The organism is Pseudomonas sp. 01L34, from assembly GCF_056400265.1.
The window spans coordinates 368621-383026 of sequence record NZ_JBFTSX010000004.1 but is presented as its reverse complement, the minus strand read 5'-3'; the positions used below and the strand labels follow the sequence as shown (position 1 = coordinate 383026).

At 58.9% G+C, this 14406-nt stretch carries 13 protein-coding genes; 10 read left to right on the top strand and 3 right to left on the bottom strand.

What is annotated here, in order from left to right; translation table 11 throughout:
- Window positions 1–144: 144 nt before the first annotated feature.
- Window positions 145–2067, top strand: a complete 1923-nt coding sequence (locus AC1DQM_RS13770) for an ATP-binding cassette domain-containing protein (RefSeq protein ID WP_018925314.1) — start codon at window positions 145–147, stop codon at window positions 2065–2067.
- Window positions 2068–2146: 79 nt separating this feature from the next.
- On the opposite strand, the gene AC1DQM_RS13765 is transcribed toward AC1DQM_RS13770, so the two are convergent.
- Window positions 2147–2584: a universal stress protein gene (locus AC1DQM_RS13765; protein WP_007933196.1), complete on the bottom strand. Its 438-nt coding sequence runs from the start codon at window positions 2582–2584 to the stop codon at window positions 2147–2149.
- A 104-nt stretch (window positions 2585–2688) separates the two neighbouring features.
- On the opposite strand from AC1DQM_RS13765, the gene AC1DQM_RS13760 reads away from it, so the two are divergent.
- From AC1DQM_RS13760 to AC1DQM_RS13730, 7 genes are all read left to right on the top strand, one after another.
- Window positions 2689–3126: a hypothetical protein gene (locus tag AC1DQM_RS13760; RefSeq protein WP_007933194.1), complete on the top strand. Its 438-nt coding sequence runs from the start codon at window positions 2689–2691 to the stop codon at window positions 3124–3126.
- Window positions 3127–3639: 513 nt separating this feature from the next.
- Entirely contained in the window at window positions 3640–5787 is a 2148-nt protein-coding gene (fadB, locus tag AC1DQM_RS13755; protein ID WP_477746354.1) for a fatty acid oxidation complex subunit alpha FadB, read from the top strand.
- 30 nt (window positions 5788–5817) lie between these two features.
- Window positions 5818–6993 carry an acetyl-CoA C-acyltransferase FadA gene (gene fadA / locus AC1DQM_RS13750; RefSeq protein ID WP_007933190.1) on the top strand — a complete coding sequence of 392 codons (1176 nt, stop codon included), beginning with the start codon at window positions 5818–5820 and terminating at the stop codon, window positions 6991–6993.
- Between the two features lie 99 nt (window positions 6994–7092).
- Window positions 7093–7329: a DUF1653 domain-containing protein gene (locus AC1DQM_RS13745; protein ID WP_007933188.1), complete on the top strand. Its 237-nt coding sequence runs from the start codon at window positions 7093–7095 to the stop codon at window positions 7327–7329.
- A gap of 114 nt (window positions 7330–7443) precedes the next feature.
- Window positions 7444–10071: a type I DNA topoisomerase gene (topA, locus tag AC1DQM_RS13740; protein WP_018925317.1), complete on the top strand. Its 2628-nt coding sequence runs from the start codon at window positions 7444–7446 to the stop codon at window positions 10069–10071.
- A 142-nt stretch (window positions 10072–10213) separates the two neighbouring features.
- Window positions 10214–10738 (top strand): DUF6586 family protein, encoded by a 525-nt coding sequence (locus AC1DQM_RS13735; RefSeq protein WP_064619098.1) that lies wholly within the window; start codon window positions 10214–10216, stop codon window positions 10736–10738.
- A 141-nt stretch (window positions 10739–10879) separates the two neighbouring features.
- Window positions 10880–11113: a hypothetical protein gene (locus tag AC1DQM_RS13730; RefSeq protein ID WP_007933173.1), complete on the top strand. Its 234-nt coding sequence runs from the start codon at window positions 10880–10882 to the stop codon at window positions 11111–11113.
- A 94-nt stretch (window positions 11114–11207) separates the two neighbouring features.
- On the opposite strand, the gene sulA is transcribed toward AC1DQM_RS13730, so the two are convergent.
- Entirely contained in the window at window positions 11208–11681 is a 474-nt protein-coding gene (gene sulA, locus AC1DQM_RS13725) for an SOS-induced cell division inhibitor SulA (RefSeq protein ID WP_018925320.1), read from the bottom strand.
- Between the two features lie 10 nt (window positions 11682–11691).
- Window positions 11692–12300: a transcriptional repressor LexA gene (lexA, locus tag AC1DQM_RS13720; protein WP_026286346.1), complete on the bottom strand. Its 609-nt coding sequence runs from the start codon at window positions 12298–12300 to the stop codon at window positions 11692–11694.
- A gap of 230 nt (window positions 12301–12530) precedes the next feature.
- On the opposite strand from lexA, the gene AC1DQM_RS13715 reads away from it, so the two are divergent.
- Window positions 12531–13238, top strand: coding sequence for a TetR/AcrR family transcriptional regulator (locus AC1DQM_RS13715; protein WP_477746353.1), 708 nt, complete (start codon window positions 12531–12533; stop codon window positions 13236–13238).
- Window positions 13239–13393: 155 nt separating this feature from the next.
- The gene (nagZ, locus tag AC1DQM_RS13710; RefSeq protein ID WP_019579917.1) at window positions 13394–14404 is read left to right on the top strand and encodes a beta-N-acetylhexosaminidase; all 1011 of its coding nucleotides are present in this window, start codon (window positions 13394–13396) and stop codon (window positions 14402–14404) included.
- Window positions 14405–14406 lie beyond the last annotated feature (2 nt).

The following is a 14406-nucleotide window of genomic DNA, read 5'->3' as shown; positions in this document are numbered from 1 at the left end:
TTTTGCCAGCAGCGGGTGAAAGCTTTGCCGACATGCCAGCATAAGTTCGCAACAATTGTTGTGCAGAGTGCTTCGACATTGAAATTGCCGGCCTTCTGTAGCCTCAAGTCAGGTAGAATGCGCGCCCGGTTTTTGGAGAAGCTCATGACCCTGCTCAAATTCAGCGATGTGTCCCTTGCTTTCGGCGCTATGCCGTTGTTGGACAAGGTGTCCTGGCAGATCGCCCGTGGTGAGCGGGTGTGCATCATCGGCCGCAACGGCACTGGCAAGTCCAGCATGATGAAGCTCGTCAAGGGCGACCAGAAGCCCGACGATGGCTCCGTTTGGCGCGCACCTGGCCTCAAGATTGGTGAATTGCCGCAAGAATTGCCGGTAGCCGACGAGCGGACCGTGTTCGACGTGGTCGCCGAAGGCCTCGACGGCGTTGGTGCGTTGCTTGCCGAATATCACCATCTGAGCCAGAACATCGTCACTGACGCCGATCTGGACAAGCTGATGCACGTCCAGCACGACCTCGAAGCCCGAGATGGCTGGCGCTTGCAGCAACTGGTCGACAGCACCTTGAGCCGTCTGCAGTTGCCTGCCGACAAGACCCTCGCCGAATTGTCCGGCGGCTGGCGTCGTCGCGTCCTGTTGGCTCAGGCGCTGGTTTCCGAACCGGACCTGCTGCTGCTCGACGAACCGACCAACCACCTGGACATCGGTGCCATCGCCTGGCTTGAAGAAGCGCTGAAGGATTTCCAGGGCGCCGTACTGTTCATCACGCACGACCGTTCATTCCTGCAGAACCTTGCAACCCGTATCCTGGAACTGGATCGCGGCGGCTTGATCGACTGGAACGGCGATTACGCCAGCTTCCTCGTGCACAAAGAGGCCACACTGGCCGCTGAAGAAACCGCCAACGCGCTGTTCGATAAAAAACTGGCCCAGGAAGAAGTCTGGATCCGCCAGGGCATCAAGGCGCGTCGCACCCGTAACGAAGGCCGTGTCCGTGCACTGAAAGCCCTGCGCGTCGAGCGTAGCGAGCGTCGTGAGCGTACCGGCAAGGCCAACATTCAGCTCGATACCGCCGACAAGTCCGGCAAGCAGGTGATGGTGCTCGAGAACGTGAGCTTCGCTCACCCGGGCGGCCCGTTCCTGATCAAGGATTTCTCGATGGTCCTGCAGCGCGGCGACCGCATCGGTCTGCTCGGCGCCAACGGTACCGGCAAGACCACGCTGTTGAAGCTGATGCTCAACGGTCTGCAACCGACCAGCGGCACAGTGGAAGAGGGGACGCGCATCGACGTGGCCTATTTCGACCAGCTGCGCCATCAGTTAGACCTGGAAAAGACCGTGATCGACAACGTCGCTGAAGGTCGCGACTTCATCGATATCGATGGCCAGAGCCGTCACGTACTGAGCTACCTCGGCGACTTCCTGTTCAGCCCGCAGCGTGCCCGCACGCCGGTCAAGGCGTTGTCCGGTGGTGAGCGAGCGCGTCTGCTGCTGGCGAAACTGTTCAGCAAGCCGGCGAACCTGCTGGTGCTTGACGAACCGACCAACGACCTCGACGTGGAAACCCTCGAACTGCTGGAAGAGGTCTTGCTGACCTTCAACGGCACTGTGCTGATGGTCAGTCATGACCGGGCATTCCTCGACAACGTGGTCACCAGCACCCTGGTCTTCGAAGGTGAAGGCAAGGTTCGCGAGTACGTCGGCGGTTATCAGGACTGGCTGCGTCAGGGCGGCTCGCCGCGCCTGCTGGGTGTGACCGAGAGCAAGTCCGGCAAAGCCGACCTGAATTCGGCTGTCGTGACGGCCGAACCTGCGCCGGTTGCTGCAGTGGAAACGCCAGCGCCGGTGGCGAAAAAGAAACTCAGCTACAAGTTGCAGCGTGAGCTGGAAGCCTTGCCTGGCCAGATCGAAGCCATGGAACAGCAGATCGCGGTGGTTGAAGCGCAGATGGCGGACGCCGGCTTCTATCAGCGTCCTCCTGCCGAGACGGCTGCAGTGATCGCTCAGCTTGAGCAGTTACAGGCTGAACTCGACGTGATGGTCGAGCGCTGGGCCGAACTGGATGCCTGATTGATCCGGCTATAAAAAAAGCCCGGCTTCACTCGTGTGAATGCCGGGCTTTTCGTAAGGGGTTTATTGTTGCTTGTTGTCAGCTTTTTTGCAGGCGCACGGCAAGTACATCGCAAGGCGCGCCGTGCAGCACGTCATTGGCAGTGGAGCCGAGCAACAGTGCCAGGCCATGCCGGCCATGACTGCCCACCACGATCAGGTCGCACGTTTGCTCCTTGGCGAGATGGTGAATCTCCTGTCGCGGCTGGCCGTAGGTCAAGTGGCTGTATTCCTTGGAGAGCTCCGGGTATTTCAGGATCAATCGCTCAAGGCGCTCCTTGGCCTGATCGAACTGTTGCTGTTGCAACTGGGAAAGGTCCATCGGCACGTCGCCGCCAAAGGCCATGGCCATCGGCTCGACGATATGCACCAGGGACAGCTTTGCGCCATTGCTCACCGAAAGTTCGCGGGCGCGGTGGATTACAGGATCGCACTCTTCGGTTAGATCTACAGCGACCAGAATATGGTGGTAGGGCATGAGGTGCTCCTCCTGAGGATTGCAATATTGGTAAGTATGGCTGGTTTCAAGCGCATTGGTTTCAACGTGACCCAATGGGCTCATCAAGAATCGGGAGTACAGATATGACGGTCTGGATAGTGGTGTCAATCCTGCTGGTGGTGCTGAGCCCGCTGGCCTGGTTGCGACCGTCTCGTGTCCAGAGCGGTCGCATGGCCCTGCGCATGGAGGCACGGCGCATCGGCCTTGCCATGCAATTGGCGCCCCAGGAGTGGCCGCACTGGCTGAGCCAGGAGCCGCCAAGCCCTTGCGCCCAGTACCACCGACCGCGCCGTGGCACTCAGCCAGCGTGCTGGAGCTATTGGCAGAAGGCGCCGGGTGTGTGGGTCAATCAGTGGCAGGAAGTCTGCGAGGATGGAGTGCTCCTGAATCATTTCGAAAAACTGCCTGCCAACGTCTACAAGGTCGAGGCAGACAAGCAAATGATTGCCCTGTATTGGGGCGAGAAGGGCGAAGCCGAGGTTCTGCAACAGATCGACGCTACGCTCAAGGCACTCGCCTGAACCCCGATCTGTTACGGAAGGCAATAAAAAGCCCGACATCATCATCGGGCTGAGGTTGGCCAGGCAGGCCGGTAATTCTTTGTGGCACAGATCTTACGCTGGGCATTCGTCAAAGCGTTCAAATTTTTTCTTCAGGGTCACGCCAGCGTAGCCTGTTAAACACAGGTTGCCGCGAATTAGGGCGACTTTTCTAACTATTGATTCTATGAATGGCCTCACATGCATCCGCATGTTGCAGGGCTTCGTGGTACGGAAGTGACCGGAAAGTCGCGTTTCAACCAGTATTTTGGGCGATTGACAATTGCCGGAAATTCCGTGAAGGTGACACACCCAAATCAAACGGGCGTATGAATTGAGCGTTTGTATTACAGACTGCTCCTACAGAATCCCGACTATCGCGTTGGCGGGTGTGCCGGGTGAGTTGGCGTTAGCATTGACGATAAACGTCCCTGCCGAGCCAGCCGCCTGCGTCCGACGTGTACTGTTCAGCTTCCATATCGTGGAGATCAGTTGATGATTTACGAAGGTAAAGCCATCACGGTTAAGGCTCTTGAAAGTGGCATCGTCGAACTGAAGTTCGACCTCAAGGGTGAGTCCGTCAACAAGTTCAACCGTCTTACCCTGAACGAGCTGCGTCAGGCTGTAGACACCATCAAGGCAGATGCTTCGATCAAGGGTGTGATCGTCAGCAGTGGCAAGGACGTATTCATCGTCGGCGCCGACATCACCGAATTCGTCGACAACTTCAAGCTGCCGGATGCCGAGCTTGTTGCTGGCAACCTCGAAGCCAACAAGATTTTCAGCGATTTCGAAGACCTCAACGTCCCGACTGTTGCCGCGATCAATGGCATCGCACTGGGTGGCGGTCTGGAAATGTGCCTGGCGGCGGATTTCCGCGTCATGGCCAGCACCGCCAAAATCGGTCTGCCGGAAGTCAAGCTGGGCATCTACCCAGGCTTCGGTGGTACCGTGCGCCTGCCGCGCATCATCGGTGCCGACAACGCCATCGAATGGATTGCCGCCGGTAAGGAAAACCGCGCTGAAGACGCACTGAAAGTCGGTGCCGTCGACGCGGTGGTCGACTCGCAGAAGTTGCACGAAGCGGCGCTGAACCTGATCAAAGGCGCCATCTCCGGCACGTTTGACTACAAGGCCAAGCGTCAGCCGAAGCTCGAAAAGCTCAAGCTCAACGCCATCGAACAAATGATGTCGTTCGAAACCGCCAAAGGTTTCGTGGCCGGCCAAGCGGGCCCGAACTACCCGGCGCCGGTCGAAGCGATCAAGACCATCCAGAAAGCCGCGAACTTCGGTCGCGACAAGGCCCTGGAAGTCGAAGCCGCCGGTTTCGTCAAACTGGCCAAGACCTCTGCCGCACAGAGCTTGATCGGTCTGTTCCTGAACGATCAGGAGCTGAAGAAAAAGGCCAAGGCCTACGACGAAATCGCCAAGGAAGTGAAGCAGGCCGCCGTATTGGGCGCCGGCATCATGGGTGGCGGTATCGCTTATCAGTCGGCCTCCAAAGGCACGCCGATCCTGATGAAGGACATCAACGAGCACGGTATCGAGCAAGGTCTGGCCGAAGCCGCCAAGCTGCTGGTTGGCCGCGTTGATAAAGGTCGCATGACCCCGGCGAAGATGGCCGAAGTGCTCAACGGCATTCGTCCGACCCTGTCCTACGGCGATTTCGGTCACGTCGATCTGGTGGTCGAAGCCGTGGTCGAGAACCCGAAGGTCAAGCAAGCCGTTCTGGCCGAAGTCGAAGACAAGGTCAAAGAGGACACCATTCTGGCGTCCAACACCTCGACCATTTCCATCACCTTGCTGGCCAAAGCCCTCAAGCGTCCGGAAAACTTCGTCGGCATGCACTTCTTCAACCCGGTGCACATGATGCCGCTGGTTGAAGTGATCCGTGGCGAGAAGTCCAGCGAAGTGGCCGTTGCCACCACCGTTGCCTACGCCAAGAAAATGGGCAAGAACCCGATCGTCGTCAACGACTGCCCGGGCTTCTTGGTCAACCGCGTGCTGTTCCCGTACTTCGGCGGTTTCGCCAAGCTGGTCAGCGCCGGTGTGGACTTCGTCCGCATCGACAAGGTCATGGAGAAGTTCGGCTGGCCAATGGGCCCGGCATACCTGATGGACGTGGTCGGCATCGACACCGGCCACCATGGTCGTGACGTCATGGCTGAAGGCTTCCCGGATCGCATGAAGGACGATCGCCGTTCGGCCGTCGACGTGCTCTATGAAGCCAAGCGCCTGGGCCAGAAAAATGGCAAGGGCTTCTACGCCTACGAGACCGACAAGCGCGGCAAGCAGAAGAAAGTCGCCGATTCGTCGGTGCTGGAAGTGCTCAAGCCGATCGTTTTCCAACAGCTCGAAGTCACTGACGAAGACATCATCAACTGGATGATGATCCCGCTGTGCCTGGAAACCGTGCGCTGCCTGGAAGACGGCATCGTCGAAACCGCCGCCGAAGCCGACATGGGGCTGGTCTACGGTATTGGTTTCCCTCCATTCCGTGGCGGTGCGCTGCGCTACATCGATTCCATCGGTGTTGCAGAGTTCGTTGCCCTGGCTGACCAGTACGCTGATTTGGGCGCGCTGTACCACCCGACCGCGAAGCTGCGTGAAATGGCCAAGAACGGTCAGAGCTTCTTCGGTTAAGCGCCCACACTAGAGCGAGAGTGAAAGTATATGAGCTTGAATCCTAGAGACGTCGTGATTGTCGACTTCGGTCGTACGCCGATGGGCCGCTCCAAGGGCGGCATGCACCGCAACACCCGCGCCGAAGACATGTCGGCACACCTGATCAGCAAATTGCTGGAACGCAACGTCAAGGTCGACCCGAGCGAAGTCGAAGACGTGATCTGGGGCTGCGTTAACCAGACCCTGGAGCAGGGTTGGAACATCGCCCGCATGGCGTCCCTGATGACTCAGATTCCACACACCTCGGCCGGCCAGACCGTCAGCCGTCTGTGTGGCTCGTCGATGAGTGCGCTGCACACTGCCGCGCAAGCGATCATGACCGGCAACGGTGACGTGTTCGTCGTTGGCGGCGTCGAGCATATGGGTCATGTGAGCATGATGCACGGTGTCGATCCGAACCCGCACATGTCCCTGTACGCGGCGAAAGCCTCGGGCATGATGGGCCTGACTGCGGAAATGCTCGGCAAAATGCACGGCATTACTCGCGAACAGCAGGACGCCTTTGGCGTGCGCTCCCACCAACTCGCCCACAAGGCGACCGTGGAAGGCAAGTTCAAGGACGAAATCATCCCGATGCAGGGCTACGACGAGAACGGTTTCCTGAAACTGTTCGACTACGACGAAACCATTCGTCCGGAAACCACCCTGGAAAGCCTGGCGGCTCTGAAACCAGCGTTTAATCCGAAGGGCGGCACCGTGACCGCTGGTACTTCGTCGCAGATCACCGACGGTGCTTCGTGCATGATCGTGATGTCGGCACAGCGTGCCCAGGACCTGGGCATCCAGCCGCTGGCGGTGATTCGCTCGATGGCAGTGGCAGGTGTGGACCCGGCGATCATGGGCTATGGTCCAGTACCGGCAACGCAGAAAGCATTGAAGCGCGCGGGCCTTGGCATCAACGATATCGACTTCTTCGAGCTCAACGAAGCTTTCGCGGCACAGGCCCTGCCAGTGCTGAAAGATTTGAAAGTGCTCGACAAGATGAACGAGAAGGTTAACCTGCACGGCGGCGCGATCGCCCTGGGTCACCCGTTCGGTTGCTCCGGTGCACGTATTTCGGGCACCTTGCTGAACGTGATGAAGCAGAATGGCGGCACCTTTGGGGTGGCCACCATGTGCATTGGTCTCGGCCAAGGTATCTCCACCGTCTTCGAACGCGTTTAAGCGTTTCGTCGATGGAAGCCGGGGCCAAGTGCCCCGGTTTTTGTTTTTCCGGATTTATTTTTGTTTTTATTTTGAAAAAATTTGAGTGAGGGCCAAAGCATGCCGATACAACCTGGGCTCTACCAACATTACAAAGGTCCGCAGTACCGCGTATTCAGTGTTGCGCGGCATTCGGAGACCGAAGAAGAAGTGGTCTTCTACCAAGCCCTGTATGGCGATTACGGCTTTTGGGTGCGCCCCTTGAGCATGTTCCTGGAGTCGGTCGAGGTTGACGGCGAACAGGTGCCACGCTTTGCTTTGGTGCAAGCCGAACCGAGCATTTTTCCGCAGCCATAAGGGGAGTGCGCGCAGAACCCTGCGCTTGACCTCACCTTGTAGCCACTATATATAGCGGTGCCGCGTCAGGCGCCAACCGCCTTTCACTTCTAGAATTCAGGAATTTTCTGATCCATGGGCAAATCGCTGGTCATTGTGGAATCCCCGGCTAAGGCCAAGACCATCAACAAGTATCTGGGTAACCAATACGTGGTGAAGTCGAGTATCGGCCATATCCGAGACCTGCCCACCAGCGGTTCGGCTAGCGCCAGCAAAGAGCCTGCCGCCAAGCGTGGCAAGGCCGCCGCAGGTGAAGGTCCGGTGCTCACGCCGAAAGAGAAAGCGCGCAAGCAGCTGGTCTCGCGCATGGGTGTCGATCCCGATCATGGCTGGAAAGCCAAGTACGAGATCCTCCCGGGCAAGGAAAAGGTTATCGAAGAGCTGCGCCGGCTCGCCAAAGATGCTGACACCATCTATCTCGCAACCGACTTGGATCGCGAGGGGGAAGCCATTGCCTGGCACCTGCGCGAAGCCATCGGTGGTGACGACAGCCGCTACAAGCGCGTGGTGTTCAACGAAATCACCAAAAAAGCGATCCAGGAAGCTTTCTCCCAGCCGGGCGAGCTGGACATCGATCGCGTAAACGCTCAGCAGGCGCGTCGCTTCCTCGACCGCGTGGTGGGTTACATGGTTTCGCCGCTGCTGTGGGCCAAGGTTGCTCGTGGCCTGTCCGCCGGTCGCGTGCAATCGGTTGCCGTGAAGCTGGTGGTTGAGCGTGAGCGCGAAATCCGCGCGTTCAACCCGGAAGAGTACTGGGAAGTTCACGCTGACCTCGGCACCGCCAAGGGCGCGACTGTGCGCTTCGACGTGGCTCGCGAGAAAGGCGAAGCCTTCAAGCCGCTCAACGAAGCCCAGGCCATGGCCGCGCTGGAGAAGCTCAAGGCTTCCAGCTACAGCATCGTCAAGCGCGAAGACAAACCGACCAGCAGCAAGCCGTCGGCACCGTTCATCACCTCCACCCTGCAGCAGGCCGCGAGCAACCGCCTGGGCTTCGGTGTGAAGAAAACCATGATGATGGCCCAGCGTCTGTACGAAGCCGGCTACATCACTTATATGCGTACCGACTCCACCAACCTCTCGGCCGATGCCGTGACGATGGCGCGTACTTATATTGAAGGCGAATTCGGCAAGAAGTACCTGCCGGAAACCCCGAACGTCTACAGCAGCAAGGAAGGCGCACAAGAGGCTCACGAAGCGATTCGTCCGTCTGACGCCAATACCGAGCCAAGCAAGCTGTCGGGCATGGAGCGTGATGCCGAGCGGCTTTACGAGCTGATCTGGCGCCAGTTCCTCGCCTGCCAGATGCTGCCGGCCCAATACCTGTCGACCACGGTCACCGTCGGTGCCGGTGACTTCGAGTTGCGCGCCAAGGGCCGCATCCTGAAGTTCGACGGTTACACCCGCGTCATGCCGCAAATCACCAAGCCTGGCGATGACGATGTGCTGCCGGACATGGCCCAGGGCGATGCGATGAAGCTGATCAAGCTTGATCCGACCCAGCACTTCACCAAGCCGCCGGCGCGTTACTCGGAAGCGAGCCTGGTAAAGGAAATGGAAAAACGCGGCATCGGTCGTCCTTCGACCTATGCGGCGATCATTTCGACCATCCAGGACCGCGGCTACGTGGCGCTGCACAACCGTCGTTTCTATTCGGAAAAGATGGGCGACATCGTCACCGAGCGTCTGGCCGAGAGCTTCTCCAATCTCATGGACTACGGCTTCACCGCCGGCATGGAAGAGAATCTCGATGACGTGGCCCAGGGCGAGCGCGACTGGAAAAACGTGCTCGACGAGTTCTATGGCGACTTCAAGAAGAAACTCGAAGTGGCCGAAAGCGCCGAAGGCGGCATGCGCGCCAACCAGCCGGTAATGACTGATATTCCATGTGTGGTGTGCGGTCGTCCGATGCAGATTCGTACTGCATCGACCGGCGTGTTCCTCGGTTGCTCGGGCTACAGCCTGCCGCCAAAAGAGCGCTGCAAGGCCACCGTCAACCTGGTGCCGGGCGACGAAATCGCTGCGGACGACGAGGGCGAGTCGGAGTCGCTGGTTCTGCGCGGCAAGCACCGTTGCCCGATCTGCAGCACGGCGATGGACGCTTACCTGCTCGACGAGAAGCGCAAGCTGCACATCTGCGGTAACAACCCGGATTGCGCAGGCTACGAGATCGAAGAGGGCGCTTACCGCATCAAGGGCTACGAAGGTCCGAGCCTGGAATGCGACAAGTGCGGCAGCGAGATGCAGCTCAAGACCGGCCGTTTCGGCAAGTTCTTCGGTTGCACCAACGCAACCTGCAAGAACACCCGCAAGCTGCTGAAAAGCGGTGATGCGGCGCCGCCGAAGATGGATCCGGTGAAGATGCCTGAGCTCAAATGCGAAAAGGTCAACGACACCTATATCCTGCGTGACGGTGCTTCCGGCCTGTTCCTGGCGGCCAGCCAGTTCCCGAAAAACCGCGAGACCCGTGCGCCATTGGTCGTCGAGATCGTGCCGCACAAGGATGAGATCGATCCGAAGTACCACTTCCTCTGCGAAGCACCGAAGAAAGATCCTGACGGTCTGCCAGCAGTGATCCGTTACAGCCGCAAGACCAAAGAGCAATACGTGCAGACGGAAGTCGACGGTAAGCCGACTGGCTGGAAAGCGTATTACGATGGTGGCAAGTGGACGGTTGAAGACAAGCGTCCAGCAGCCAAGGCTTAAAAGCCGCTGCACATAAAAAGGCCGCATGAAAACCCGAGGGTTGTCATGCGGCCTTTTTGTTTTGGGCTTGCGGTGAGCTTGGGTGATCCATGACACTGTCAGACCTGCGTGAAGCAATTATTTCGTTGTGGAGGCTGCCGTCATGGCCCACGAACTCTATACCCGTACCAACCAGAAAATTTATTTCGCCGGCTTGTCGCTGGAAGCGCTCGCCAAGGCCGAAGAGGGGCGAGCGATGAACTCCCTGGCGCTGATTCAGGCCGGTCGCGAATCGGCGTTGTTTCACCTGTACGGGGCGCTGTTGGGGCTGTGCCATGAAATCGCCGGTTTCTATCGCTTGCCTCAGGCCAATGCGCCACGGGCAGAGATGCTGCTGACCCGCGAAGTACTCGAAACCATCGCTATTCCGGAAATGGCCGAGATGGTCGAGTTGGCGCAAAACCCTGAAACCTGGCTGGCCAAGCTGCTGTCGGCTTATGCCGCACTGTTTCAACCGCCTCGTGCTCCACACAAGCCCAAGGGTGATGTGACGCAGCCGCTTATTCTGGCCGTCAACCTGGACGAAGAAGAGGCGTCTGAAGAGCTGAGCCGGGAAGAACTGGAGAGCTGGCGCCAGAATCTGAAAAGCTTGGCGATCCGGTTTCGCGACGGGCTGAACGAGTGCTGAAAGATTGAGTGCTCGGTGAATGGTCCGCTCAAGGAAGCGTGATGTCAGAAATTTCTCTTCGTGATGGCATCTGGTCAAGATCCTGAGCGAAGCTTGGCCGATGCCTATATAATCCCTGCCTTTCGTGGAGAACAGTCCTTTATGCCAACGTCCTTTCTAGAAATTGTCGAGTTACCAGACGGCCGAATCGAGCTGCGTAGGGCCGAGGACGAGGGTTCTCTGGTTACTTTGGATTTCTCCGAGGATGCCAAGGCTTTCCTGCAAGGCCAGCACGTGGAAGTCGCCAAGGCGATGTTGAGCGTCGGTGTTCAGATGGCAGGACGCCTGGTTGAAGGCGAATTTGATAAGGAAGAGGGGCCACGGGTTCTTCATTGATCCCGCCCGTCGGATTTTGCGGATACCTCTACAGACCGGCTTCTCTATCCTTGGAGAAGCCCCGCGCTGTTCAGTGCAAACACTGTTTTGTCAGTTAACCCAGCCGAATATTCAGACTTTGCGCATCCCCGGTACGGGCGGCGCTGATCAGCTGTTGCCGCGACGATGTGCTCAACGGGTTTAGCCAGCTGACGACCGTATGGCTGCGGCCAAGTCGCAAAGCTTCACAGGTCAGCTGCTGAGCGCTCTGTGTGCCGCGTGGTTGCAGCAGCAGAATGCGCTCACGGTTCAGGCCGGCGTCTCGCAGCCAGGCCTGGGTCAGGCTGGCGGGCGGGGCGATCAGAGTCAGCCAGCGAGCGTCCTGATCCTGGCTCAGCTCCCTGAGGATTGGTGCCAGAAGGTTCAGGCAGTTCCCGGCCGCGCCACGCAATGACAGCTCGCTGAAGACTTCGGGCTCGGCGCTCCAGGGCGACTCGACCACTTCTTTCAGGATCGGCGCCAGCGGCTGCGCCATGAATGCCTCGAACAACGGCAGTTGGGCTTGCTGTGAAGTGTGTGGGAACTGCATAAAGCCTCCTTTAGCGGCGAATCACGCCGACGCTCAAGCCTTCGATCACCAGTTCCTGATCTTTCAGGTTGACTTCGATAGGGGCGAATTCAGGGTTTTCGGCAATCAGCCAGACTTTGCTGCCGTCGCGCTTGAAGCGCTTGACGGTCACTTCGTCGCCAATCCGCGCCACCACGATCTGACCGTTACGGGCTTCGCGGGTGGTATGGACGGCCAGCAGGTCTCCGTCGAAAATGCCGACGTCCTTCATGCTCATGCCATGGACCCGCAACAGATAGTCAGCGCGAGGGTGGAAGAACGAAGGGTTGATGTTGCAGGATTCTTCGATGTGCTGCTGGGCGAGGATCGGAGCGCCTGCTGCCACTCGGCCGATGATCGGCAGGGTAGAATCGTCGGCCTTGGCTTCGAAGCCGGGGATGCGAATGCCACGGGAGGCGCCCGGGGTCATCTCGATCGCGCCCTTGCGGGCCAGTGCCTTGAGGTGTTCTTCCGCCGCGTTGGGCGACTTGAAGCCCAGTTCCTGAGCGATTTCCGCGCGGGTTGGCGGGTAGCCGTTGTCTTCGAGGCAGCGTTTGATGAAGGCCAGAATCTCTGCTTGGCGTGGCGTCAGCTTTAGCATATTGATCGCTCTGTCTTTTTATACAGTGACTGGGATTATATACAGTGAACCGGTCTTGGCAATGCCCCTTTTTTTGCCGGCCGCTGGACGGTCATTCAGCTCGCCGATTGAAGCGCCAGTGTTGTATGGTTAAATAGCTGACCGACCATTCCCAAAACGAACCCGCCAGACTTGACAAGGCCTGGGCTGAAACGTATGTTTCAAACAAGTGTTTGTCAGGCGGAGTAGCCATGGCCCAGTCGGAAACCGTTGAACGCATTCTCGATGCTGCCGAGCAATTGTTCGCGGAAAAAGGTTTCGCTGAAACCTCGTTGCGTCTGATCACCAGCAAGGCCGGTGTCAATCTGGCGGCGGTGAACTATCACTTCGGATCGAAGAAGGCGCTGATTCAAGCGGTCTTCTCGCGTTTTCTCGGGCCGTTCTGCCTCAGTCTCGATAAAGAGCTGGAGCGCCGTCAGGCCAAACCCGAGAACAAACCGACCCTCGAAGAATTGCTGGAGATCCTCGTCGAGCAAGCCCTGGTGGTGCAACCACGCAGCGGCAACGACCTGTCCATCTTCATGCGTTTGCTGGGGCTGGCTTTCAGTCAGAGCCAAGGGCACTTGCGTCGTTATCTGGAAGACATGTACGGCAAGGTTTTCCGCCGCTACATGCTGCTGGTCAACGAAGCCGCGCCACGCATTCCTCCGATCGAACTGTTCTGGCGCGTGCACTTCATGCTCGGTGCAGCGGCGTTCAGCATGTCGGGGATCAAGGCCTTGCGTGCGATTGCCGAGACCGATTTCGGCGTCAACACTTCCATCGAGCAAGTGATGCGTCTGATGGTGCCATTCCTGGCTGCGGGCATGCGTGCCGAAACCGGCGTCACCGACACCGCCATGGCTACCGCACAGTTGCGTCCACGCAGCAAATCGACCCCGGTGGCCGTCAAGGTTTAACCGCACACGGGTGGGCGCGGCAGCTGACATCCGCTAAGCTAGCCGCCCATGCCGACTCTCGTTTTGAACCCCCTCATTGATATCGCCGACCTGCCGGGCTTAGCCCATGGCGGCGAATTCGTGCGAGCCGGGTTTATCGTATTCAAGGAATTTCCATGACTGCTGGCCTGCAAGGCTCGTTGATGGTGGACGTCGCCGGTACCTGGCTGACGTCTGAAGATCGCCAATTGTTGCGCCAGCCCGAAGTGGGCGGCCTGATCATTTTTGCCCGCAACATCGAACACCCGCGTCAGGTGCGCGAATTGAGCGCCGCGATCCGCGCCATTCGTCCCGATCTGCTGCTGGCGGTCGACCAGGAGGGCGGTCGGGTTCAGCGGCTGCGTCAGGGCTTCGTGCGACTGCCCGCCATGCGCGCCATCGCCGACAACCCAAATGCCGAATACCTGGCCGAACAGTGCGGCTGGATCATGGCGACCGAAGTGCTTGCGGTCGGTCTCGACCTGAGCTTCGCCCCGGTGCTGGACCTGGATTACCAGCGCAGCGCCGTTGTCGGCACCCGTTCGTTCGAAGGTGATCCCGAGCGCGCTGCCTTGCTCGCCGGTGCATTCATCCGCGGCATGAACAGCGCCGGGATGGCTGCCACCGGCAAGCATTTCCCCGGTCATGGCTGGGCCGAGGCCGATTCCCACGTTGCAATTCCCAACGACGAGCGCAGCCTCGAAGAGATCCGCGCCAACGACCTGGTGCCATTCGCGCGATTAAGCAAGCAATTGGCCGCCGTCATGCCGGCCCACGTTATTTATCCACAAGTCGATTCCCAGCCTGCCGGCTTCTCCCGTCGCTGGTTGCAGGACATCCTGCGCGGCGAGCTGCAGTTTGATGGCGTGATCTTCAGTGACGACCTGTCGATGGCCGGTGCGCACGTGGTGGGCGATGCCGCCAGTCGCATCGAAGCGGCATTGACCGCCGGTTGCGACATGGGCCTGGTGTGCAACGACCGTGCGGCTGCCGAGTTGGCTTTGAGTGCCGCCCAGCGGTTGAAGGTCAAGCCTTCGGCGCGTATCGCGCGGATGCGTGGGCAGGCGTACGCCAGCACCGAATACCGTCAAGACCCGCGCTGGCTGACGGCCGTCGGCGCGCTCAAAGAAGCTCAATTGATTGATTAAGG

Coding starts and splice junctions, on each gene's coding strand:
- AC1DQM_RS13770 (WP_018925314.1), top strand. CDS start 145: ATGACCCTGCTCAAATTCAGCGATGTGTCCCTTGCTTTCGGCGCTATG.
- AC1DQM_RS13765 (WP_007933196.1), bottom strand. CDS start 2,584: ATGCCCTACCACCATATTCTGGTCGCTGTAGATCTAACCGAAGAGTGC.
- AC1DQM_RS13760 (WP_007933194.1), top strand. CDS start 2,689: ATGACGGTCTGGATAGTGGTGTCAATCCTGCTGGTGGTGCTGAGCCCG.
- fadB (WP_477746354.1), top strand. CDS start 3,640: ATGATTTACGAAGGTAAAGCCATCACGGTTAAGGCTCTTGAAAGTGGC.
- fadA (WP_007933190.1), top strand. CDS start 5,818: ATGAGCTTGAATCCTAGAGACGTCGTGATTGTCGACTTCGGTCGTACG.
- AC1DQM_RS13745 (WP_007933188.1), top strand. CDS start 7,093: ATGCCGATACAACCTGGGCTCTACCAACATTACAAAGGTCCGCAGTAC.
- topA (WP_018925317.1), top strand. CDS start 7,444: ATGGGCAAATCGCTGGTCATTGTGGAATCCCCGGCTAAGGCCAAGACC.
- AC1DQM_RS13735 (WP_064619098.1), top strand. CDS start 10,214: ATGGCCCACGAACTCTATACCCGTACCAACCAGAAAATTTATTTCGCC.
- AC1DQM_RS13730 (WP_007933173.1), top strand. CDS start 10,880: ATGCCAACGTCCTTTCTAGAAATTGTCGAGTTACCAGACGGCCGAATC.
- sulA (WP_018925320.1), bottom strand. CDS start 11,681: ATGCAGTTCCCACACACTTCACAGCAAGCCCAACTGCCGTTGTTCGAG.
- lexA (WP_026286346.1), bottom strand. CDS start 12,300: ATGCTAAAGCTGACGCCACGCCAAGCAGAGATTCTGGCCTTCATCAAA.
- AC1DQM_RS13715 (WP_477746353.1), top strand. CDS start 12,531: ATGGCCCAGTCGGAAACCGTTGAACGCATTCTCGATGCTGCCGAGCAA.
- nagZ (WP_019579917.1), top strand. CDS start 13,394: ATGACTGCTGGCCTGCAAGGCTCGTTGATGGTGGACGTCGCCGGTACC.